Source organism: Streptomyces mangrovisoli, from assembly GCF_000974985.2.
In the GTDB taxonomy this organism is placed as follows: Bacteria; Actinomycetota; Actinomycetes; order Streptomycetales; family Streptomycetaceae; genus Streptomyces; species Streptomyces mangrovisoli.
This window is the reverse complement of the sequence record NZ_LAVA02000050.1, coordinates 17,019-39,968: the sequence shown is the minus strand read 5'-3', so window position 1 is coordinate 39,968 and position 22,950 is coordinate 17,019. Positions and strand designations below refer to the sequence as shown.

Here is a 22,950-nt window from a genome sequence, read left to right as displayed (position 1 = left end):
ATGCTGCCGTGGCACCCGCCGTACGGACGTGGTGCGTGCGGTGCCGCCGCGGAACCCGCGGAGCCGCCCGGAGGGGGACGGGCTCAGGCCGCCATCGCGACCGACGGCGCGGACACCCGGTGCGGGGCCACGATCCGTCCGTCCGGCAGCAGTTCACCGGTGTCGTCGAAGACGATCACCCCGTTGCACAGCAGGCTCCAGCCCTGCTCGGGGCGGGCGGTCACGATGTGCGCGGCGCCGGAGTCGGCCGCGGGGCACGAAGGCTGGTGGGAACACATGGCGCACCTCCACGTCGGAGCGAACGGTGCCGGCGGCCTCGGCGCCGCCGTCACGAGACCACCATGCTCCGCTCGCGGACGCCTTGGAACGGCGTGCAGCGAGGTGTGACAGCACGAGGACAATCCCCGGACGGTTCCCGGAAACCCGGTGCGGACTCGCCACCGAAGGAGTGACGATCACGGCTGTCGGCGTGCCCGACCGGTACCAGTTGGAGGCACTCGCTCCGCCGAGGTCCGCCGGTCCCCGACCCCCCCCGGCGGTCCGCGGAGCCCCCACGGAGCTCGCCGAGCTCCCGTCCCCCGGAGGTTTCCCCATGCCCCAGCGCCCCGCCCGCGCCCGCGTCCTGGCCCTGCTCGGCGCGGCCGCAGCCGCCGCGCTGCTGCTGCCCGCCGCGCAGACCGCGTCCGCCGACCCCTTCGAGTCGGTCACCGTCGACCCGCAGGGCACCGTCGCCGCGGACGGCACGGTCACCCTCTCCGGCACCTACCGCTGCACGGACGCGACCGGACCGGTCTACGTCAGCTCCTCGGTCACCGACGCCACGAGCGCCGACGGCATGGTGGTGAAGTACGGCGTCGGCGGCACCCAGGCGGTCTGCGACGGCGCGGAGCACATCTGGCGCAACACCGGCAAGGCCGAGCGGGTCGCGCCCGGCACCGCCCGGGTCGAGGCCACCCTGATGGAACTCGCCCCCCAGGGCGGCCTGCCGCTGCCCCGCTTCCACGCGGCGCACCAGCAGGACATCGACCTGAAGCGGATCTGACCGGCCGTCTCCCCGTCTCGCGCGCACGGACCTTCGCGGACGACGCCCTCGTCCGCGAGGGACCGCGTGGGAAATCCTCGTCGAGGACGTCCTCCATGGAAGGAATCGTCCATCTCCCGGCCACGGCTGGAGGCGGTACGGCCCTTTCCCCACGCTGACTCGTGGCCGGACCCGGTGCCCTGAAGGCCAGGGACCGGTCCGGCGCGTCGACGACGGAGGAGAGGAACCCCGATGACCGCTGAGAACGTGCTGGCGCCGACGCCCGCGGCGGCGTACCGATGGCGGTGGCCGGCGCTGACCGCCCTGTTGCTCGGTGAGGCCATGAACCTGCTGGACGCGACCATCGTGCAGGTCGCCGCGCCCGCGATCCACGCCGATCTGGGCGGCTCGGTGTCCGACATCCAGTGGTTCACCACGGCCTACACCCTCCCGTTCGCGGTGCTGCTGATCACCGGCGGCCGGCTGGGCGACATCGCCGGCCGGCGACGGCTGTTCGTCATCGGCGTCACGGGATTCATGCTGGCGTCCGCGGCCTGCGCCCTGGCGCCATCGGTGGGGGCGCTGATCGCCTTCAGGGTGGTCCAGGGGGCCGCGGCGGCCGTGATCATTCCCCAGACCATCGGCCTGATCAAGACGATGTTCGCCGGTGACGAGATGTCCAAGGCCCTCGGCAGCATCGGCCCCGTGATGGGCCTGGCCGCCGTGTGCGGTCCGGTGCTCGGCGGGGTGCTGACCCACGCCGACCTGTTCGGCTCGTCGTGGCGGGCGACCTTCCTGGTCAACGTGCCCGTGTCGCTGGTCGTGCTGGGCCTCGCCCGCAAACTGCCGGAGAACAGGGCTCCCAAGCGGCCCACGCTCGACCTCACGGGCACGCTGCTGGCCGCCCTCGGCGTCGGGCTGGTGGTCCATCCGCTGATCGGCGCGGACATCACCGCGATGTCCGCGGGCAGTTGGGCGGCGATCGTGGCCGGACTGCTCCTCATGGCGGTGTTCGCGGTGCATCAGCGCCGCATGGCGGCCGCCGGCCGCAGCCCGCTGGTCGAGCCGAGCCTGTTCGCGCACCGGGGCTTCCCCGCCGCGCTGGTGACATCGGCGACGTTCTTCGCGGTGACCAACGGCCTGATGACGGTCATCGTGCTCCAGCTCCAACTGGGGCTCGGCACCGACGTGCTGAAGGCGGGCCTGACCCTCGCCCCGTGGTCGGTGGGCCTGGCCGTGGCGTCCTGGGCGGCCGGCGCCCATCTCGTACGGCGCCACGGGCACCGCATGATGTCGCTGGGGCTCGCCGTGCTGCTGGTCGGTGAGCTGGCCGCGATCGCCGTCTACCACCAGGCGGACCCCACCTCGTACCCGACGCCGCTGCTGCTCGCGCTCGGGATGGTGGGTCTGGGCGTCGGGTTCTTCAGCCCCGCCTTCTTCACCATCGCCCTGAAGCCCCTGAAGCCGCAGGAGATCGGGTCGGCCGCCGGACTGCTCAACGCCGTCCAGCAGCTGGGCGCCACGCTCGGCGTGGCCGTCCTCGGCAGCGTCTACCTCGACGGCGCCGGTTCCGGCGGGCCTTCGGCCGCGCTGCACGCGGTCCAGGTCGCCTTCTGGGTCGCGGTGGGTCTGGTGGTGGTCAGCTTCGTCACCAGCAGGCCGATGACCGGGAAGGATGCGCCCGAGGGGGCCGGGGTGCACCATGATCCGGGCGTGCACCGTGCGCCTTCACAGCCGGGTCCGTGACGCCGAAGCCGAAGCCGAAGCCGAAGCCGCGCGCCGGGTGCGGGCCAGATCCGAGATCATGGGGCTGGCCGCCTTGATGTTCTGGAGCACCGGGCTGGTCTCCAGGGTGTGGATCGCGTCGAGAGAGCCGAGCCGGCGGGTCAGATAGTGGTGCAGGTCGGCCGGGTCCCGGCACAGCGCCTGGGCCACCAGGTTGGTGGGCCCCGTGGTCGCCGCGACGAAGGCGAGCTCGTCGTGGCCCGCCAGCGTCGTCGCCACATGGTCCAGATGCGCCGGGCTCACCGACATCCACAGCAGCGCCCTGGTGTGGGCGCCGAACAGCCCGGTGTCGACCTCCACGTCGAAGAACAGGGCCCCGCCCGCCTGGAGATCGGCCAGTCGGCGGGCGACGGTGACGGGGGACCAGCCGGTCGCCCGGGCGAGTTCCGCGTGGCTGGCGCGCCCGTCCTTCTGGAGCGCCACCAGCAGATCGGCGTCCCCGTCGCCCAGTCGCCGCGGCACCGGCACGTACGCGGTGTCGGCGGCGTCGTCCGAGCGCAGGACGCGCTGCTGTTCCTCGCTGAGGGAGTTCACGCTGCGGCGCCAGTTCGTCGGGCCGCCGAGGTACATGTGCAGTAGCCAGTGCGCGGACATGGCCGTGATGTGGTCGGTGCGCGGGATGTCGCGCAACAGCAGGGAGCTGCCGGCGTCGGTCGGCGCGTGCACGATGGCGACGATCTCGGTGCCGCCGGAGGTGAGTTTGACCCACGACGTGTCCGGGCGGCGGGCCAGGGCGTGCGCGAGGTCCTGCGCCGAGCTCGCCGCGGCGGTCAGCCGCACGAGCCACTGTGTCTGCCCCGCCCGGTGCGGGTCCGCGAGCCCGACGATGCGCAGCGACGCCTCGTCCCGCAGCCGCCGGTAGCGACGGGCGATGGTCTGGGGGGACACCTCGAGTGCGGCGGCGATCTGGCTGAAGGGCGCGCGGCCGTCTATGTGCAGCGCGTGAATCAGGGCACGATCCAGGGCGTCGAGCATGCACACATCCTTCAGTGGGGAGCGGCTTCAGGGAACAAGAGGTGGTCTCGTCATCTGCTGCATGACGGCCTGCCGGTCCCACGGGCCGTCCGGCTCGACCATGTGGGCCGTGAGCACGACGTAGCCGGTCACCAGTGCCGCGAGGGTGAGGACGCCGGCGCACACGCCGGTGCCGATCCGGGCCGCGGCCCCCGGTCCCTCTCGCGTACCTCGGCGGTCGAACCCGCGCCGGAGCTCACCGCGGCTCCTCTTTCTCGTCGTTCCGGCTTCTCGTCGAAGCCCCGACCGTATCCCCGGCGTTCGGGTCTCGTGGCCGGGGACGCCCCCGCAGTGCCCGGGGCGGAGCGGGGCGGAGCGCGGGTCCGACGGCGCGCACGCGACCCGTCCCCTCACCCCTTCAGCCCCCCCCGCACATGCGCCCCCCGCCCGCCGATGGTGCCCTGGGGTGAAGCCACCCGAGGGGAGCAGCCGTGCCCGCGACCGAAGCCCGAGGTGCCGGCGGGATGGACGGCACGGCCAGTGAGCTGCTGCTGCGCGCCGGGCGGTTCTTCCGGCGGGGGGAGACCTCCGCCGATCTGCGCACGCTCTCCAAGGAGGGCGGGCGCGGCGGTGACGTCTTCTACCGGGACCGGTGGAGCCACGACAAGGTCGTACGGTCCACCCACGGGGTCAACTGCACCGGTTCCTGCCGGTGGAAGGTGTACGTCAAGGACGGCATCATCACCTGGGAGACCCAGGAGACGGACTATCCGAGCGTCGGCCCGGACCGCCCCGAGTACGAGCCGCGCGGCTGTCCGCGCGGGGCCGCGTTCTCCTGGTACACGTACTCGCCGACCCGGGTGCGCTACCCGTACGTCCGCGGCGTCCTCCTGGAGATGTACCGGGAGGCCAGGGCGCGCACCGGCGACCCGGTCACCGCGTGGGCCGATCTCCAGGCCGACCCCGAGCGCCGCCGCCGCTACCAGCAGGCCCGCGGCAAGGGCGGCCTGGTGCGGGCGAGTTGGGACGAGGCGGTGGAGATCGCCGCCGCCGCGCACGTCCACACCATCAAGACGTACGGCCCCGACCGCATCGCCGGCTTCTCGCCGATCCCCGCGATGTCCATGGTCTCGCACGCCGCCGGCGCCCGGTTCCACTCGCTGATCGGCGCCCCCATGCTGTCGTTCTACGACTGGTACGCCGATCTGCCCGTCGCCTCCCCGCAGGTCTTCGGCGACCAGACGGACGTCCCCGAGTCGGGCGACTGGTGGGACGCGGCGTACCTGATGATGTGGGGCACCAACGTCCCGGTCACCCGCACGCCGGACGCGCACTGGATGGCCGAGGCCCGCTACCGCGGCCAGAAGGTCGTCGTCGTCTCCCCGGACTACGCCGACAACACCAAGTTCGCCGACGAGTGGCTGCACCCCCACCCCGGCACCGACGGCGCGCTGGCCCTCGCGATGGGCCACGTCGTGCTGAAGGAGTTCTTCGTCGACCGGCAGGTGCCGTTCTTCACGGACTACGTACGGCGTTTCACCGACCTCCCGTTCCTCGTCACCCTGCGGGAGCACGACGGCGGGCACGTCCCGGACAAGTTCCTGCGCGCCTCCGACCTGGGGGACACCACCGAAGGCGCCGCGTGGAAGACCGTCGTCCTCGACGGGCGGACCGGGCGGCCAGAGGTCCCCGGCGGGTCGCTCGGCTTCCGCTGGACCGCGTCGGGCGAGGGCCGGTGGAATCTGGAACTCGGGGATCTGGAGCCACGGCTGACGCTGTACGGACAGGACGGAGCCGTTCCCACCCAGGTGCTGCTGCCCCGCTTCGACACCGACGGCGGGCCGCACGGCCAGGGCAGCGGGGCGGTCCGCGCCGCCGGTGTCCCCGCCGCGCGCGTCGGCGGCCGTCTGGTGACGACCGTCTACGACCTGCTGCTCGCCCAGTACGGCGTCGGCCGCGAAGGGCTCCCCGGGGCCTGGCCCACGGGCTACGACGACCCCGAAGTCCCCTGCACGCCCGCCTGGCAGGAGGTCCACACCTCCGTCCCGGCCGCGGCGGCCGTCCGTACCGCGCGGGAGTTCGCGGACGCCGCCGAGCGGTCCCGGGGCCGCTGCATGATCCTCATGGGCGCCGGCACGAACCACTGGTTCCACTCCGAGACGATCTACCGCGCCTTCCTCGCCCTGCTCCAGCTCACCGGCTGCCAGGGCCGCAACGGCGGCGGCTGGGCGCACTACGTCGGCCAGGAGAAGTGCCGCCCGGCGACCGGCTGGGCCACCCTGGCCGCCGCGTCCGACTGGTCGCGCCCGCCGCGCCAGGCGATCGGCACCGCCTACTGGTTCCTCAACACCGACCAGTGGCGCTACGACCACTACCGCGCCGACACCCTCGCCTCCCCGCTCGGCACCGGGGCGTTCGCCGGGATGACGGCCGCCGACTGCCTGGCCCAGGCGACCCGTTCGGGGTGGATGCCCTCCTACCCGACCTTCGACCGCAATCCGCTCGACCTGTGCGACGAGGCGGGCGACGAGGACCCGGCCGTGTACGCGGTGAACCAACTCCGCGCGGGGAAACTGGGATTCGCGGGGGAGGACCCGGACGCCCCCGCCAACTGGCCGCGGATCGTCACCCTCTGGCGGGCCAACCTGCTGGGCTCGTCCGCGAAGGGCGCCGAGTACTTCCAGAAGCACCTGCTCGGCACCACCTCCTCGCTGGGCGCCGAGGAGGCCGCCCCCGGGGAACGCCCGCGCGACGTGCGCTGGCACGAGCAGGCACCCGAGGGAAAGCTCGACCTGCTCCTGTCCCTGGACTTCCGCATGACGTCCTCGACCCTCATGTCGGACGTCGTCCTGCCGGCCGCCACCTGGTACGAGAAGCACGACCTGTCCAGCACGGACATGCACCCCTACGTGCACTCCTTCACCCCGGCCGTCGACCCGCCCTGGCAGGCCCGCACCGACTTCGCCGCCTTCCACGCCCTCGCCCAGTCCTTCTCCGCCATGGCCGCCCGCCACCTCGGCGTGCGCCGCGACCTGGTCGCCACCGCCCTCCAGCACGACACCCCGGGCGAGACCGCGCAGCCCGGGGGCGTCGCGCTCGACTGGCGGCGCGGCGAGTGCGAGCCCGTACCGGGGAAGACCATGCCCCAACTGACCGTCGTGGAGCGGGACTACGGCGCCATCGGCGAGAAGATGGCCACCCTCGGCCCGCTGGCGGAGAAGCTAGGCCTGCCGGTCAAGGGCATCGCCTTCGACGTCGCGGAGGAGGTGCGGCTGCTCGCCGACCGGCACGGTGTGCGCGGCGCGGGACCGGCGGCGGGACGACCGCTCCTCGACACGGCCGTCAAGGCCGCGAACACGATCCTCGCCCTGTCCGGCACCACCAACGGTCATCTCGCCACCCAGGGCTTCCACACCCTGGAGCGCCGCACCGGGCAGCCGATGGCCCACCTCGCCGCCGAGCACGAGGGCAAGCGGATCACGTACGCCGACACCCAGGCGGCACCCGTGCCGGTCATCACCTCGCCGGAGTGGTCGGGCAGCGAGGCGGGCGGGCGCCGCTACACCGCGTTCACCCTCAACACCGAGCACGCCAAGCCCTGGCACACCCTCACCGGACGCCAGCACTTCTTCCTCGACCACGACTGGATCCACGAACTCGGCGAGGCGCTGCCCGTCTACCGGCCGCCGCTGGACATGCGCCGCCTCTTCGGCGACCGCACGGAGACCGGCGCCGACGGCCAGGCCGAGGTGACCGTCCGCTACCTCACCCCGCACAGCAAGTGGTCCATCCACTCCGAGTACCAGGACAACCTGCTGATGCTGTCGCTCTCCCGCGGCGGCCAGAACATCTGGATGTCCCCGCAGGACGCCGAGACGATCGGCGTGCGCGACAACGACTGGATCGAGGCGGTCAACCGCAACGGCGTCGTCGCGGCCCGCGCGGTCGTCAGCCACCGTATGCCGCAGGGCACGGTGTACATGCACCACGCCCAGGACCGCGTCGTCGGCACCCCCAGGGCGCAGACGACGGGCAGGCGCGGCGGGACCCACAACTCCCTCACCCGGCTCCTCCTCAAGCCGTCCCATCTCATCGGCGGCTACGCCCAGTTGAGCTGGGCGTTCAACTACCTGGGCCCGACGGGCAACCAGCGCGACGAGATCACGGTCATCCGGCGCCGCACCGAACCGGTGGAGTACTGACATGCGCGTCATGGCACAGATCGCGATGGTCATGAACCTCGACAAGTGCATCGGCTGTCACACCTGTTCGGTCACCTGCAAACAGGCGTGGACCAACCGCGGCGGCGTCGAGTACGTGTGGTTCAACAACGTGGAGACCCGCCCCGGACAGGGCTATCCGCGCCGCTACGAGGACCAGGAGACGTGGAAGGGCGGCTGGGAACTCAACAGGCGCGGCCGACTGAAGCTGAAGGGCGGCGGCCGCTTCTCCAAGCTCGCCCACATCTTCTCCAACCCCAAACTGCCCGACATCAGCGACTACTACGAGCCGTGGACGTACGAGTACGCCAACCTCACCGACGCGCCCCTCGGCGACGACATCCCCGTCGCCCGGCCCCGCTCGCTCCTCAGCGGCAAGCCCATCAAGATCGAGTGGAGCGCCAACTGGGACGACAACCTCGGCGGCGTGAGCGAACACGGCGCGCTCGACCCGATGGTGGCCAAGGTCCGTGAACAGGCGGCGGAGAAGGTGAAGTTCGCCTTCGAGCAGACCTTCATGTTCTATCTGCCGCGGATCTGCGAACACTGCCTGAACCCGTCCTGCGTCGCCTCGTGCCCCTCCGGCGCGATGTACAAGCGGCAGGAGGACGGCATCGTCCTGGTCGACCAGGACCAGTGCCGGGGCTGGCGCATGTGCGTCAGCGGCTGCCCGTACAAGAAGGTCTACTTCAACCACCGCACCGGCAAGGCCGAGAAGTGCACGCTCTGCTACCCGCGGCTCGAAGTCGGCCTGCCCACCGTCTGCTCCGAGACCTGCGTCGGACGGCTGCGCTACCTCGGCGTCATGCTCTACGACGCCGACAAGGTCCTGGAAGCGGCCTCCGCCCCCGACGACACCGACCTGTACGAGGCCCAACTGGGCGTGTTCCTCGACCCCGAGGACCCCGAAGTGCGACGGCAGGCGGAACGCGCCGGCATCGCCCAGGACTGGATCGACGCCGCCCGCCGCTCGCCCGTGCACGCCCTCATCAGCAGGTACAAGGTGGCGCTGCCGCTCCATCCGGAGTACCGCACGATGCCGATGGTCTGGTACATCCCGCCGCTCTCTCCGGTCGTCGAGGCCCTCACGGAGACCGGCTTCGACGGCGAGGACGCCGGCAACCTCTTCGGCGCGATCGACACCTTGCGCATCCCCCTTGAGTACCTCGCCGAACTCTTCACCGCCGGCGACACCGCGCCCGTACGGGCCTCGCTGGAGAAGCTCGCCGCGATGCGCGCCGCGATGCGCCCCGGGCTGCTCGCCGGCGGCCCCTCGGGCCCGGCCCCGGTCGACGAGGCGATCGCCCGCTCGGTCGGCATGTCCGCCGACGAGATGCACGCGATGTACCGGCTGCTGGCCCTCGCCAAGTACGACGAGCGGTACGTGATCCCCACCGCGGCCGTCGGCGACGCACGGCGCCTGGAGGAGTCCGTGCTGCCCGACGACTGCAGCCTCGACTACGAGGGCGGACCCGGCATGGGCGGTTCCGGCCCCTACGGCGAGGGGTCCGGCGGCCGGCCGCCGATGTCCGTGGAGAACTTCCACGTGCTGCGCGACCGCCAGACCGCCGACGGCTCCGCGGACCCGGCCCGCAGCCGCGTCAACCTCCTCAACTGGGACGGCCGGGGCCACCCCGCCGGAGCCTTCCCCGACAGAACCGGCACCGGTCCGCGACCGCCCGGAAGCACCGACCGACAACCGTCCGGGAGCGCCGGTCCGCACCCACCCGGAAGCACTGCCCCGCACCCACCCGGAAGCACCGCCCCGCCTCCGCCCGGGAACGACGACGAGGAGGAGAGATGACCACCCCGCACGCCGTCGTCCGCGCCGCGGTCGCCCGCTGCCTGGTCCACCCCGACGACGATCTCCGGGCCGGTCTCGGCCTCCTGCGCGCGGCCCTCGACGAACGACCCGGCCCGGGGGCCGGTCGGGTGCGCGCCTTCCTCGACCACGTGGAGGCCACCGACCCGGGCCGGCTCCGGCAGGAGTACGTCCGGACGTTCGACTTCACCGGCCGCCGCTGCCTGTACCTCACCTGGTGGACCGACGGCGACACCCGCCGCCGGGGCCGGTCCCTGGTGCGCTTCAAGGAGATCTACCGGGAGCACGGCTGGGAGTACGCGGACGCGGAGGAGCTCCCCGACTTCCTCCCGGCCGTCTGCGAGTTCTCCGCCCTCACCGGCAGCGACACCCTGCTGCGCGACCACCGCCCGGCGCTGGAACTGCTGCGCTTCGCGCTGATCGAGGCCGACTCGCCCTGGGCGCACCTCCTGGAGGCGCTCGTCGCCACCCTGCCCGGCGCCTCCCCCCGCGACCGCGCCGCGGCCCAGGCCATGGCACGGAGCGGGCCGCCGCGCGAGGACGTGGGGCTGGCGCCGTACGGGACCCCGCTGCTGGAGGTGGTCACCCGATGAGCCTCGCCGACAGCCTCCTGTGGACCGCGATGCCGTACGTCACGATCGTCCTGCTCGTCGGCGGGATCATCTGGCGCTACCGCTACGACAAGTTCGGCTGGACCACCCGCTCCTCGCAGCTCTACGAGTCGAGGCTGCTGCGGATCGCGTCCCCGATGTTCCACTACGGCATCCTGTTCGTGCTCGCCGGCCATCTCGTCGGGCTGTTCGTGCCGGACTCCTGGACCAGTGCGCTCGGGGTGAGCGAGACCGCGTACCACTACCTCTCCCTGACCACGGGCACGCTCGCGGGTCTCGTCACCGTCGCCGGGATCGCGCTGCTGATCTACCGCCGCCGCACCAACGGGCCCGTCTTCCTCGCCACCACCCGCAACGACAAGCTCATGTACGTCGTCCTGCTCGCGGCCATCCTCATGGGCATGATCGCCAAGCTCTCGCACGCGGGCGGCCACGGCTACGACTACCGCACCACCATCGCCCCCTGGCTGCGCAGCGTCTTCACCCTGCACCCGGACTACGCGCGGATGAACGGCGTCCCCGTCACCTACCAGATCCACATCGTCATCGGGTGCGCGCTCATCGCCCTCGTCCCCTACACCCGGCTGATCCACATGTTCAGCGCTCCCGTGCAGTACCTCTTCCGCCCCTACATCGTGTACCGCAGCCGTGAACGCGGTCAGCTCGGCACCCGTTCCGAGCGGCCCGGATGGGAGAGGGTCCAGTGACCGCGCAGACCGCCCGCGCCGCCGGGAGCGACACGGCGAGCGGCGCCGCCTACCGCAACCTCGTCGTCGCCACCGTCGGGTTCGCGCTCACCTTCTGGGCCTGGAACCTCATCTCGCCGATCGCCACCCCGCTGGGCGAGAAGCTCTCGCTGAGCTCCTTCGAGCAGTCGCTGATGGTCGCCGTCCCCGTGATCGTCGGCTCGCTCGGCCGGGTCCCGGTCGGCGCGCTCACCGACCGCTTCGGCGCGAAGATCATGTTCCCGCTGGTCACCGCGCTGACCATCGTGCCCGTCCTGCTGCTCATCGCCGTGAAGGACTCCTACGCGGGCCTCCTGGTCGTCGGGTTCGTCCTCGGCCTCGGCGGCACGACCTTCGCGATCGGCGTCCCCCTCGTCAACTCCTGGTTCCCGCCCGCGCGCCGGGGCTTCGCCATCGGCGTGTTCGGCATGGGCATGGGCGGGGTGGCCCTGTCCGGCTACTTCACCCCCCGCATCTACAAGCACGGCGAGAACCTGCCGTTCGTGGTCCTCGCCATCGCCCTGGCCGTCTTCGCCGTCCTCGCGTACTTCCTCATCTCCGACCGCCCCGACCGCGTGGTGCCGACCACCTCGCTGGCCGAACGGCTGGGCGAGGCCGGACGGCTGCGGGTCACCTGGGAACTCGCCGCGCTCTACGCGATCGGCTTCGGCGGCATCGTGGCGTTCGGTGTCTACCTGCCGACGTACCTCAAGACCTGGTACGACCTCTCGCCCACCGACGCCGGGTCCCGCGCGGCGGGCTTCGCGCTCGTCACGGTGATCTTCCGCCCGATCGGCGGCTGGCTCTCCGACCGCATCCACCCCGCCGTCGTCACCTCCTGGGCGCTCGGCGTCGTCGGGATCATGGCGGTGTGCCAGGCCTTCGAGCCCCATCTCGTCCCGGGCGGAACGGTCTTCCTCCTGGTGATGGCGGCCGGTCTCGGCACCTCCAGCGGCAGCGTCTTCGCGATGGTCGCGCGGGTCACCCCGCCGCCGCAGGTCGGCAGCGTCACCGGCATCGTCGGCGCGATCGGCGGCCTCGGCGGCTTCGTCCCGCCCCTGGTCATGGGCGCCGTCTACAGCAACAAGGGCTCGTACGCGATCGGCTTCATGCTCCTGTCCGACCTCGCCCTGGCCGGCTGCGTCTACGCGTACGGCCGCATGCGCGAGGCCGGCCGCCCCGCCCGGCAGTCCGCCTGAGACCGGGGGCACCCCCGGCCCGCAAAAGCCGCCGCACTCCGCCGGAACCCCACGTGTCGTGGGCCCTGCGGAGTGCGGCGGCTTTTGTTCTGCTGTGTTGTCAGATGTCCCGGAAGATCTCGATCTGCGCCCCGATCGAGTTGAGGCGCTCCGCGAGGTCCTCGTAGCCGCGGTTGATGACGTACACGTTGCGCAGGACCGACGTGCCCTCCGCCGCCATCATCGCGAGCAGGACGACCACGGCCGGGCGCAGCGCGGGCGGGCACATCATCTCGGCGGCGCGCCAGCGGGTCGGGCCCTCGACCAGGACCCGGTGCGGGTCGAGGAGCTGGAGGCGGCCGCCGAGGCGGTTGAGGTCGGTCAGGTAGATCGCGCGGTTGTCGTAGACCCAGTCGTGGATCAGGGTCTTGCCCTGCGCGACCGCCGCGATGGCCGCGAAGAAGGGGACGTTGTCGATGTTCAGGCCGGGGAAGGGCATGGGGTGGATCTTGTCGATCGGCGCCTCCAGCTTGGAGGGCCGGACGGTGAGGTCCACCAGCCGGGTGCGGCCGTTGTCGGCGACGTACTCGGGCGTGCGGTCGTGGTCGAGGCCCATCTCCTCCAGCACGGCCAGCTCGATCTCCAGGAACTCGATCGGCACCCGGCGCACCGTCAGCTCCGACTCCGTGACGACGGCGGCGGCCAGCAGGCTCATCGCCTCGACCGGGTCCTCGGAGGGGGAGTAGTCGACGTCGACATCGATGTCCGGCACACCGTGCACCCGCAGGGTGGTGGTCCCGATGCCCTCGACCCGGACACCCAGCGTCTCCAGGAAGAAGCACAGGTCCTGGACCATGTAGTTGGAGGACGCGTTGCGGATGACCGTGACGCCGTCGTGGCGGGCGGCGGCCAGCAGCGCGTTCTCGGTGACGGTGTCGCCGCGCTCGGTCAGCACGATCGGCCGGTCGGGACGGATGGAGTGGTCGACCTGGGCGTGGTACTGGCCCTCGGTGGCGGCGATGTCGAGGCCGAACCGGCGCAGCGCGATCATGTGCGGCTCGATGGTGCGGGTGCCGAGGTCGCAGCCGCCGGCGTACGGCAGCATGAAGCGGTCCATGCGGTGCAGCAGCGGGCCGAGGAACATGATGATGGAGCGGGTGCGCACGGCCGCCTCGGCGTCGATGGCGCCCATGTCGAGGACGGCCGGCGGCACCAGCTCCAGGTCGACCCCGCTGTTGATCCAACGGGTGCGCACACCGATGGAGTTGAGCACCTCCAGCAGGCGGTAGACCTCCTCGATGCGGGCCACCCGGCGCAGCACCGTGCGGCCCTTGTTGAGCAGGGAGGCGCACAGCAGGGCCACGCAGGCGTTCTTGCTGGTCTTGACGTCGATGGCGCCGGAGAGCCGGCGCCCGCCGACGACCCGCAGATGCATCGGGCCGGCGTAGCCCAGGGAGACGATCTCGCTGTCCACGGCCTCGCCGATGCGCGCGATCATCTCAAGGCTGATGTTCTGTCCGCCGCGCTCGATGCGGTTGACGGCGCTCTGACTCGTGCCGAGGGCCTCGGCGAGCTGTGACTGGGTCCATCCGCGGTGCTGACGAGCGTCACGGATGAGCTTGCCGATGCGTACGAGGTAGTCGTCTGCCATGCGGTTGAGGTTATCTCAGATATGAGATGGCGCCCGCTGGGGGGTCCATTCGGGTGACATGACGTCAATGTCCCCTGGTGTTCCGCGTGCGACGCCAGCCGAAAGGTCCGGGCAGATCCATCGATGTCGTACGGCGCCCCGTGCTGCTGTGGGTGAAGTGGGGACCCTTCTTCCCGCCCGTCGTGATGGACACGGAGTGCCGGTTGATGTTCAGCCGCACCCCGGGCAGGATCCGGAAGCTCTTGCGGAACGTGAGCCCCATGTGTGTGCTCCCTCCGAGTGAGTGACACGTCGATACCTGCCTACTCGGATGCCCCGCGTTTTCATCAGGATGCCCGGCGCTCGCGGGGTGCCCGGACATGACCATCCGGCCCCCATGTATTAGTGTTATCTCGACATCGAGATATCTGCCGAGGCGCACCGCAGCCGCCCTCCTGGTAAGGGCTACCTAACTTAGCCTTACCTTAGCGGATCGGCCAGGACGGCGTGGCGGCAGGATGCGGTGGTACGCGCAAAGAAATGAAGGAGACTGTCGTGTCGGCGAACAGCTTCGACGCCCGCAGCACGTTGCAGGTGGGCGACGAGTCGTACGAGATCTTCCGGCTGGACAAGGTGGAGGGTTCGGCCCGGCTGCCGTACAGCCTCAAGGTCCTGCTGGAGAACCTGCTCCGCACGGAGGACGGCGCGAACATCACCGCCGACCACATCCGCGCCCTCGGTGGCTGGGACTCCCAGGCCCAGCCGTCGCAGGAGATCCAGTTCACGCCGGCCCGCGTGATCATGCAGGACTTCACCGGCGTCCCCTGCGTCGTCGACCTCGCCACCATGCGTGAGGCCGTCAAGGAGCTCGGCGGCGACCCGGCGAAGGTCAACCCGCTCTCCCCGGCCGAGCTGGTCATCGACCACTCCGTCATCGCCGACAAGTTCGGCACGAAGGACGCCTTCGGCCAGAACGTCGAGCTGGAGTACGGCCGCAACAAGGAGCGCTACCAGTTCCTGCGCTGGGGCCAGACCGCCTTCGACGACTTCAAGGTCGTCCCGCCGGGCACCGGCATCGTCCACCAGGTGAACATCGAGCACCTGGCGCGTACGGTCATGGTCCGCGGCGGCCAGGCGTACCCCGACACCCTCGTCGGCACCGACTCGCACACCACGATGGTCAACGGCCTGGGCGTCCTCGGCTGGGGCGTCGGCGGCATCGAGGCCGAGGCCGCGATGCTCGGCCAGCCGGTCTCCATGCTCATCCCGCGCGTGGTCGGCTTCAAGCTCACGGGCGAGCTGCCCACCGGCACCACCGCCACCGACCTCGTGCTGACCATCACCGAGATGCTGCGCAAGCACGGTGTCGTCGGCAAGTTCGTCGAGTTCTACGGCGAGGGCGTCGCCGCCACCTCCCTGGCCAACCGCGCCACCATCGGCAACATGTCGCCGGAGTTCGGTTCCACCGCCGCGATCTTCCCGATCGACGGCGAGACCCTGAACTACCTGAAGCTCACCGGCCGCTCCGCGCAGCAGGTCGCGCTCGTCGAGGCGTACGCCAAGGAGCAGGGCCTCTGGCTGGACCCGAAGGCCGAGCCCGACTTCTCCGAGAAGCTGGAGCTCGACCTCGCCACGGTCGTCCCCTCGATCGCCGGCCCGAAGCGTCCGCAGGACCGCATCGTCCTCGCGAACGCCGCCGAGCAGTTCAAGAGCGACGTGCGCAACTACGTCGCCGACGACGACGAGGCGGGCAAGGAGTCCTTCCCGGCCTCCGACGCCCCCGCCTCCTCCAACGGCGTCCCGTCCAACCCGGTCCAGGTGACCGCCCCCGACGGCACGACCTACACGCTCGACCACGGTGCGGTGACGGTCGCGGCCATCACCTCCTGCACCAACACGTCGAACCCGTACGTCATGGTCGCCGCCGCGCTCGTCGCGAAGAAGGCCGTGGAGAAGGGTCTGACCCGCAAGCCGTGGGTCAAGACCACCCTCGCCCCGGGCTCCAAGGTCGTCACCGACTACTTCGACAAGGCGGGGCTCACCCCCTACCTCGACAAGGTCGGCTTCAACCTCGTCGGCTACGGCTGCACCACCTGCATCGGCAACTCCGGCCCGCTGCCGGACGAGGTCTCCAAGGCCGTCAACGACCACGACCTCGCGGTCACCTCGGTCCTCTCCGGCAACCGGAACTTCGAGGGCCGGATCAACCCCGACGTCAAGATGAACTACCTGGCCTCCCCGCCGCTGGTCGTCGCCTACGCCCTCGCGGGCTCCATGAAGGTGGACATCACCCGCGACGCGCTCGGCACCGACACCGAGGGCAAGCCGGTCTACCTGGCCGACATCTGGCCCTCCGAGGCCGAGGTCAACGACGTCGTGGCGAACGCCATCGGCGAGGACATGTTCAACAAGTCCTACCAGGACGTCTTCGCGGGCGACGCCCAGTGGCAGGCGCTGCCGATCCCCGAGGGCAACACCTTCGAGTGGGACCCGCAGTCGACCTACGTGCGCAAGCCCCCCTACTTCGAGGGCATGACGATGGAGACCACCCCGGTCTCGGACATCGCGGGCGCCCGCGTCCTCGCCAAGCTGGGCGACTCGGTCACCACCGACCACATCTCCCCGGCCGGCGCGATCAAGGCCGACACCCCCGGAGGCAAGTACCTCACGGAGCACGGTGTCGAGCGCCGTGACTTCAACAGCTACGGCTCGCGCCGCGGCAACCACGAGGTCATGATCCGTGGCACGTTCGCCAACATCCGCCTGCGCAACCAGATCGCGCCGGGCACCGAGGGCGGCTACACCCGCGACTTCACGCAGGACGGCGCCCCCGTCTCCTTCATCTACGACGCCTCGCGCAACTACATCGCGCAGGGCATCCCGCTGGTCATCCTGGCCGGCAAGGAGTACGGCTCCGGCTCGTCCCGCGACTGGGCCGCCAAGGGCACCGCGCTGCTCGGCGTCAAGGCCGTCGTCGCCGAGTCGTACGAGCGCATCCACCGCTCGAACCTCATCGGCATGGGCGTCCTGCCGCTCCAGTTCCCGGAGGGCGCGAACGCCGAGTCCCTCGGCCTGACCGGCGAGGAGACCTTCTCCATCGCGGGCGTCGAGGAGCTCAACAACGGCACCACCCCGCGCACGGTGAAGGTCACCACCGACACCGGCGTGGAGTTCGACGCGGTCGTCCGCATCGACACCCCCGGCGAGGCGGACTACTACCGCAACGGCGGCATCATGCAGTACGTGCTGCGCAACCTGATCCGCAAGTAGGACGGCATCCGCAAGCAGGACGGCATCCGCAGGTAGGACGGTCCGGCCCCCGCGGGGGACGGCGCCGCGCGCACCGTCGAGGGTCGCGTCCCGGTTCCCGGGGCGCGGCCCTTCGCCGTGTCCGGGCCCGGAAAGTGATCCCGCGCCCGCACCGGGGCCCGGTTCGGGGCCTGCCCGGCCCCGGCTCCCGGACCGGCCCTTCCCGGTTCCGGGGCCCGTCCTGTCCCGGCTTGCACCCAAGTGCCCAATAGGTCATGACGGTTCCTCAGGTTGAACACAGGATTCCCCCAGCGGACCGGGACAGGATCCGTACATGACTGGCACCACCGCGCCCCGTACCGACGGCCGGCGGGTGCGCAGCGCCCCCGGCCGGGCACTGCGCACCCGGCTGCTGCTGTTCATCGGCGTCACCCTGGTCGTGGTGTGCGCGGCGATGGCGGTGACCACGGCCTACGTGCAGCGCGCCTACATGCTGAACGGACTGGACGGCAGGGTCGGCGACGCCGCCGAGCGCAGCCTGAGCGGCGCCGCCGCCCACCCGGACCGGGCCGACGACCTGACGTTCCTCGACCGGATCGGGCAGCCCGCGGGGCTGCTCGCCGCCCGGCTCGACGGCGACGGCTCCATCCTGACCGCGGCGGTCGTCCGGGAGGGCGCCACGCCGCGGAACCTGACCGCCGCCCAGCGCTCCGCCCTGACCGGTGTCGTGGCGGACGGCTCGATGCACACCCGGACCGTGCCGGGCCTCGGCACCTACCGCGTCGGCGTGCTGGCCGCGGACGGCACCCGCGTCCTGACCGGACTGCCCATGGACGGCGTACGGGACATGATCGGCCGGCTGATCGTGGTGGACACGCTGGTCGCGGGCGCGGGCCTGACCGTCGCGGGCTGCGTCTGCGCGGTCGTGATCCGGCGTCAGCTGCGCCCGCTCGGCCGGGTCGCCGCGACCGCCGCCGAGGTCTCCCGCACCCCGCTCGGGCACGGCGACGCCGCCGTCCTCAGCCGGGTCCCCGAGCGCGACACCGACCCGCGCAGCGAGGCCGGGCAGGTGGGCGCCGCGCTCAACCGGCTGATCGACCACGTCGAGACCTCACTCGCGGAGCGCCGGGCGAGCGAGGAGCAGGTGCGCCGCAGCGAGGAGCGGATGCGCCGCTTCCTGGCCGACGCCAGCCACGAACTGCGCACCCCGCTGGCCTCGATAGCCGGCTACGCGGAGCTGATGAACCGGGGACCGGGCCGGGTGGAGCCGGTCCTCGCCTGGCGCCGGGTGTCGGCGGAGTCGGCGCGGATGACCGGCCTGGTGGAGGATCTGCTGCTGCTGGCCCGGCTGGACGAGGGCCGCCCGCTGCACGCGGCCGAGGTGGACCTGGCCGCGCTGGTGGCCGACGCGGTCTGGCAGGCCCGCGCCGCGGACGACGGCCACGACTGGCAGCTCGACTTCCGCCTGGACGCGCCCGCCCTGGTCACCGGGGACGCCGCGCGGCTCGGCCAGCTGGTGGCGGTCCTGCTGGCCAACGCGCGGATGCACACACCGGCCGGCACCCGCGTGGTGGCGACCGTGGAGGCCGCGGCCGGCCGCCGGGTGATCCGGGTGCGCGACGACGGTCCGGGCATCCCGCCCGATCTGCTGCCCCGGGTCTTCGAACGCTTCACCCGCGCGGACAGCTCGCGCACCCGCGCGGCCGGCCTGGCGGGCGGCTCGGGCCTCGGCCTGGCGGTCGCGGCGGCGATCACCGCGGCGCACGGCGGGCGGATCGACGTGGAGAGCGCCCCCGGGCGGACCGAGTTCCGGGTCGAACTGCCCGCCCGGGGTGGCGGCCCCGGGCGGGACGCCGCGGCCACGGACCCGCACGCCGTGCAGGATCCGCACGCCGTGCAGGACCGCCCGACAGGCGACCGCCCGACCGGCGGCCTGATCGCCCCGCCCCGCCGCCCGGAGGCGCCGTCCCTTCCCTGACGGGAGAGGACGGCTGCGGGCGAGGGACGGCCACGGGACCCGACGGCCACGGGCGGCCGCACAAGGCGGGACGCGACGGCGGGCGGGCCGCGACGGCGGGCGGGCCGCCCCGGGCGAAGGTGCTCGGGGCGGACCCGGTGCCACGAGCGCACCGGGTCCGCGAGCCGGACGGGCGGCGGGGGAGCGAGTCCGTCCGGAGATCGTTCCGGCTTGTGGGACGTCGTGCTGCGACAACGTTGTCTGACTGATCCGGGCATGACTCTACCGCCTCAACGGACAACGATGTCAAGCGAGTTGGCGACGGTCCCCGGGGTTACACGTGTGACATGCGAGGGCCGCCCGGGTGACCCCCGAGGAGCGCCTGCCCCGGCGCACGCGCCCTTCCGTGGTACGGCTGGCGCACGCTACTGTCCCTGCGGCTTGTGCGACCCGTGGTGCGCGACCCGTCCGGAGGAGGAAGGGCCGCGTCATGCGTTTCCGTTCCCTGTCCCTGCTGCTCGCCGCCGCGCTCGCGGTCGCCGGTGGCACCCCCGCCCTCGCGGCGGCCGAGGCCGTGCCCCCGAAGCTCGTCAAGGACCCCACCCCGTACGTCGATCCGCTGATCGGCACGAGGAACGGCGGGAACGTCTTCCCGGGCGCCGTCGTGCCGTTCGGGATGCTCTCCTGGAGCCCCGAGAACACCAGGGGCGACGCCACCAGAACCGCCGCGCCCGGCGGCTACCAGTACGACGCCACCCGCATCCGCGGCTTCAGCCTCACCCACATGTCCGGCACCGGCTGCGCGGGCGGCAGCGGCGACATCCCGTTCTTCCCCTACGCGGGCGAGGTCACCTCCTCCCCGGCGAGCGACACCAAGGACGCCGTCTACGCCTCCGACTTCAGCCACACCGACGAGAAGGCCGCGCCCGGGCACTACACGGTCGGCCTCGCCTCCGGCGTGACCGCCGACCTGACCGCCACCGCCCGCACCGGCTCCGCCCGCTTCACCTATCCGGCGGACAAGCCCGCCTCACTGCTCATCCGCACCGCCAACTCCGAGGTCGGATCGTCGGATTCGACCGTCACCATCGACCCCGCCACCCGGACCGTCTCCGGCTCCGTGACCTCCGGGAACTTCTGCGGCTACCTCGACCCCGAGGGTCAACGCTCGTACTACACCCTGTACTTCACCGCCCGCTTCGACCGCGCCTTCAAGGCGACCGGCACCTGGCAGGACGGCCGGCTCGACCCCGGCTCCACCAGCGCCTCCGGCTCCACCGGCGGCTTCGCGCAGGGCGGCCGGCCCGTCGCGGGCAAGGGCGCCGGCGGCTATGTGGAGTTCGAGCCCGGCAGCGGCCCGGTCGGCGTCAAGGTCGGCATCTCCTACGTCAGCCAGGCGGGCGCCGCCGCCAACCTGGCCGCCGAGAACCCGCCGCACCGCTCCTTCGACGCCGTGGCCTCCGCCGCGCGCCGCGCCTGGCGGCAGCGGCTGGGCGCCGTGGCGGTCGGCGGCGGCACCGACGCCGACCGCACCACCTTCTACACCGCCCTCTACCACGCCCTGCTCCACCCCAACGTGGTCAGCGACGCCGACCGCCGCTACCGCGGCAGCGACGGCGAGGTGCACCGCGTCGGCCGCGGCCACCGGGCCGCGTACGGCACCTTCTCCGGCTGGGACGTCTACCGCGACCAGGTGCAGCTGCTGACCCTCCTCGACCCGGACACCGGCTCCGACATCGCGCAGTCCCTCTACGAACTCGCCGAGCAGAACGGCGGCGTCTGGGACCGCTGGCTGCACGGCGTCTCCGGCACCCACGTGATGAACGGCGACCCCTCGGCCACCGCCCTGGCCGGCATCCGCGCGTTCGGCGGCACCGGCTTCGACCTCGACGGGGCGCTCGACTCCCTGGTGCGGGCGGCCACCGTGCCCACGGCAGGGGACCTCTCCGCGGCGGGCAAGCCCGTGCTGTCCGCCGGCCAGCGCCCGTCCCTCGACACGTACCTGAAGCTGCACTACATGCCGTCCGTCTCCAACGCCTGGGGCGGCGCGGCGGAGACCCTGGAGATGTCCACCGCCGACTTCTCCCTCTCCCAACTCGCCACCGCTGCGGGCGAGAAGGACACAGCGGCCGCCTTCGCGCGGCGCGCCCAGTACTGGCAGAACAACTTCGACATCGCCGCGGACCCGGGCGGCGGCTACATCGCGGACCGCAAGGCCGACGGCAGTTGGGTCACCGGCTTCACCCCCGGCACCGGCAGCGGCTTCGTCGAGGGCACCGCCGCGCAGTACACCTGGATGGTCCCGCACGACGCGGCCGGGCTCTTCGCGGCGATGGGCGGCACCGCGCGGGCAGAGCAGCGCCTCGACGACTTCTTCCACGACGAGGACGGCGGCTGGGCCTTCACCGGCGCCGGCGGCACCAAGTCCGAACTGGACAACGAACCCTCGATCAACGTGCCCTACCTGTACGACTACGCGGGCGCGCCCTACAAGACCCAGGAGACGGTCCGCGCGGCGATGCGGCAGCTGTGGTCGACCGAGCCCGGCGGCATCCCCGGCAACGACGACCTCGGCGCGATGTCGTCCTGGTACGTCTTCTCCGCGCTCGGCATGTACCCGCAGGTGCCCTCCCGCGCCGAACTCACCCTCGCCTCACCCCTGTTCGAACGCGCGGTGATCTCCCGCCCGCACGGCAACGACATCACGGTCCGCGCGCCGGGCGCCGCCGACGACGCGCCCTACGTCCAGTCCCTGAAGGTCGACGGCCGCAGCGGCGACCGGCCCTGGCTGCCCGCGTCCTTCGTGCGCGACGGCGGCACCCTGGACTACACCCTCACCACCACCCCGAACCGCGCCTGGGGCAGCGCCCCTTCGGACGCCCCGCCGTCGTTCCGCCAGGGCGAGCAGCCCTACCAGATCGGCGTCGGGCCGACGACGGCGACGCTCGCGCCCGGCGGCAGCACCGACCTCTCCCTCCGCGCCCTCTCCCTGACCGGCGGACCGAGACCCGAGGTCCGCTTCCAGATGCGGACCCCGGCCGGCATCACCGCGAGCCCGGCCTCCGGCACCGTCACGGACGGCTCCCGGCAGGTGACCCTCACCGCGGACGCGGGCCTCGCGCCGGGCTTCTACGACGCGAAGGTCACCGTGACGTCCGGGGACACCTCCTACGAGCAGCCGGTCGCCCTGACCGTCGCCGCCCCCGGCACGCTGCTGGCCGCCTACAACAACACCGGCGTCTCCGACGACGACGGCGACCACGGCGAGGCCGACTACGACGGCGGCGGCTGGAGCTACTCCCGCCAGGCCCTCGCCGCGGCCGGCCTCGCGCCCGGCGCGCACGGCACCGTCGACGGGCTCGCGTACACCTGGCCCGACTCCCCGGACGCCCGCCCCGACAACGCGGCGGCCGCCGGGCAGAGCGTCCGACTGGACCAGCCGGCCCAGCGGTTGTCCTTCCTCGGCAGTGCGGTCAACGGCGACCAGCGCACCAGGGCCACCGTCACCTACACCGACGGCACCAGCGAGGACATCGACCTGTCCTTCACCGACTGGACCGTCGGCGGGGGCGGCGGCAGCGTCCAGTACGGCAACGAGGTCGTCGCCGAGACGGCGTACCGCAATGTCTCCGGCGCCGACAAGGACCCCGTCGCCACCTACGTCTTCGCCACCGTGCCCTTCACCGCCCGGGACGGGAAGCGGATCGCGGCCGTACGGCTGCCGTCCGACCAGGACCTGCACGTGTTCACCCTCGCCACCGGCTGACCGCGGCCCGCCCAACGGACGTGCGCCCCGCC

General features: G+C 72.1%; 14 protein-coding genes and 1 pseudogene. 10 read left to right on the top strand and 5 right to left on the bottom strand.

Annotation, left to right across the window (positions count from 1 at the left end; genetic code table 11):
* Nucleotides 1-83 precede the first annotated feature (83 nt).
* Entirely contained in the window at nt 84-278 is a 195-nt protein-coding gene (locus WN71_RS21850; protein WP_046590540.1) for a DUF5999 family protein, read from the bottom strand.
* A gap of 314 nt (nt 279-592) precedes the next feature.
* Here WN71_RS21850 and WN71_RS21845 point away from each other — a divergent pair, with 314 nt between their 5' ends.
* Nucleotides 593-1,042 carry a DUF6299 family protein gene (locus tag WN71_RS21845; RefSeq protein ID WP_046590537.1) on the top strand — a complete coding sequence of 150 codons (450 nt, stop codon included), beginning with the start codon at nt 593-595 and terminating at the stop codon, nt 1,040-1,042.
* A 231-nt stretch (nt 1,043-1,273) separates the two neighbouring features.
* On the top strand, nt 1,274-2,767 hold the full coding sequence (locus WN71_RS21840) for an MFS transporter (RefSeq protein WP_046590536.1): 1,494 nt from the start codon (nt 1,274-1,276) through the stop codon (nt 2,765-2,767).
* Here the strand turns inward: WN71_RS21840 and WN71_RS21835 are convergent.
* Both WN71_RS21835 and WN71_RS41990 read right to left on the bottom strand, forming a co-directional pair.
* Complete coding sequence (locus tag WN71_RS21835; protein WP_046590534.1) at nt 2,750-3,781, bottom strand: Lrp/AsnC family transcriptional regulator; 1,032 nt, start codon at nt 3,779-3,781, stop codon at nt 2,750-2,752. The two genes, WN71_RS21840 and WN71_RS21835, sit on opposite strands and share 18 nt — an antisense overlap.
* Before the next feature lie 27 nt (nt 3,782-3,808).
* Entirely contained in the window at nt 3,809-3,946 is a 138-nt protein-coding gene (locus tag WN71_RS41990; protein WP_167382943.1) for a hypothetical protein, read from the bottom strand.
* Nucleotides 3,947-4,284: 338 nt separating this feature from the next.
* Between WN71_RS41990 and WN71_RS21830 the strand changes: the two genes are divergently transcribed.
* The 5 genes and pseudogenes from WN71_RS21830 (at nt 4,285) to WN71_RS21810 (ending at nt 12,337) form a co-directional block, all read left to right on the top strand.
* Nucleotides 4,285-7,962 (top strand): nitrate reductase subunit alpha, encoded by a 3,678-nt coding sequence (locus tag WN71_RS21830; protein WP_046590531.1) that lies wholly within the window; start codon nt 4,285-4,287, stop codon nt 7,960-7,962.
* A gap of 1 nt (nt 7,963) precedes the next feature.
* Nucleotides 7,964-9,559, top strand: a pseudogene (gene narH, locus WN71_RS21825) (nitrate reductase subunit beta); the annotation flags it as partial.
* A 221-nt stretch (nt 9,560-9,780) separates the two neighbouring features.
* Entirely contained in the window at nt 9,781-10,395 is a 615-nt protein-coding gene (narJ, locus tag WN71_RS21820) for a nitrate reductase molybdenum cofactor assembly chaperone (protein WP_046590528.1), read from the top strand.
* Entirely contained in the window at nt 10,392-11,120 is a 729-nt protein-coding gene (narI, locus tag WN71_RS21815; protein ID WP_046590526.1) for a respiratory nitrate reductase subunit gamma, read from the top strand. Before narJ ends, narI begins: the two co-directional genes overlap by 4 nt.
* Complete coding sequence (locus WN71_RS21810; RefSeq protein ID WP_046590524.1) at nt 11,117-12,337, top strand: MFS transporter; 1,221 nt, start codon at nt 11,117-11,119, stop codon at nt 12,335-12,337. Before narI ends, WN71_RS21810 begins: the two co-directional genes overlap by 4 nt.
* 100 nt (nt 12,338-12,437) lie before the next feature.
* On the opposite strand, the gene WN71_RS21805 is transcribed toward WN71_RS21810, so the two are convergent.
* The gene (locus WN71_RS21805) at nt 12,438-13,967 is read right to left on the bottom strand and encodes a helix-turn-helix domain-containing protein (protein ID WP_046590521.1); all 1,530 of its coding nucleotides are present in this window, start codon (nt 13,965-13,967) and stop codon (nt 12,438-12,440) included.
* A 64-nt stretch (nt 13,968-14,031) separates the two neighbouring features.
* On the bottom strand, nt 14,032-14,229 hold the full coding sequence (locus WN71_RS40010; RefSeq protein ID WP_079178015.1) for a DUF4236 domain-containing protein: 198 nt from the start codon (nt 14,227-14,229) through the stop codon (nt 14,032-14,034).
* 272 nt (nt 14,230-14,501) lie between these two features.
* On the opposite strand from WN71_RS40010, the gene acnA reads away from it, so the two are divergent.
* From acnA to WN71_RS21790, 3 genes are all read left to right on the top strand, one after another.
* A complete protein-coding gene (gene acnA, locus WN71_RS21800; RefSeq protein ID WP_046590519.1) occupies nt 14,502-17,216 on the top strand; it encodes an aconitate hydratase AcnA in 2,715 nt (904 codons plus the stop codon).
* 313 nt (nt 17,217-17,529) lie between these two features.
* Nucleotides 17,530-19,173 carry a sensor histidine kinase gene (locus tag WN71_RS21795; RefSeq protein ID WP_079178014.1) on the top strand — a complete coding sequence of 548 codons (1,644 nt, stop codon included), beginning with the start codon at nt 17,530-17,532 and terminating at the stop codon, nt 19,171-19,173.
* A gap of 469 nt (nt 19,174-19,642) precedes the next feature.
* A complete protein-coding gene (locus WN71_RS21790; RefSeq protein WP_046590517.1) occupies nt 19,643-22,918 on the top strand; it encodes a GH92 family glycosyl hydrolase in 3,276 nt (1,091 codons plus the stop codon).
* Nucleotides 22,919-22,950: the final 32 nt, after the last annotated feature.

What these genes read in the sequence shown, in the direction of transcription:
- WN71_RS21850 (WP_046590540.1), bottom strand. Translation starts at nt 278, where the DNA reads ATGTGTTCCCACCAGCCTTCGTGCCCCGCGGCCGACTCCGGCGCCGCG.
- WN71_RS21845 (WP_046590537.1), top strand. Translation starts at nt 593, where the DNA reads ATGCCCCAGCGCCCCGCCCGCGCCCGCGTCCTGGCCCTGCTCGGCGCG.
- WN71_RS21840 (WP_046590536.1), top strand. Translation starts at nt 1,274, where the DNA reads ATGACCGCTGAGAACGTGCTGGCGCCGACGCCCGCGGCGGCGTACCGA.
- WN71_RS21835 (WP_046590534.1), bottom strand. Translation starts at nt 3,781, where the DNA reads ATGCTCGACGCCCTGGATCGTGCCCTGATTCACGCGCTGCACATAGAC.
- WN71_RS21830 (WP_046590531.1), top strand. Translation starts at nt 4,285, where the DNA reads ATGGACGGCACGGCCAGTGAGCTGCTGCTGCGCGCCGGGCGGTTCTTC.
- narJ (WP_046590528.1), top strand. Translation starts at nt 9,781, where the DNA reads ATGACCACCCCGCACGCCGTCGTCCGCGCCGCGGTCGCCCGCTGCCTG.
- narI (WP_046590526.1), top strand. Translation starts at nt 10,392, where the DNA reads ATGAGCCTCGCCGACAGCCTCCTGTGGACCGCGATGCCGTACGTCACG.
- WN71_RS21805 (WP_046590521.1), bottom strand. Translation starts at nt 13,967, where the DNA reads ATGGCAGACGACTACCTCGTACGCATCGGCAAGCTCATCCGTGACGCT.
- WN71_RS40010 (WP_079178015.1), bottom strand. Translation starts at nt 14,229, where the DNA reads ATGGGGCTCACGTTCCGCAAGAGCTTCCGGATCCTGCCCGGGGTGCGG.
- WN71_RS21795 (WP_079178014.1), top strand. Translation starts at nt 17,530, where the DNA reads ATGACTGGCACCACCGCGCCCCGTACCGACGGCCGGCGGGTGCGCAGC.
- WN71_RS21790 (WP_046590517.1), top strand. Translation starts at nt 19,643, where the DNA reads ATGCGTTTCCGTTCCCTGTCCCTGCTGCTCGCCGCCGCGCTCGCGGTC.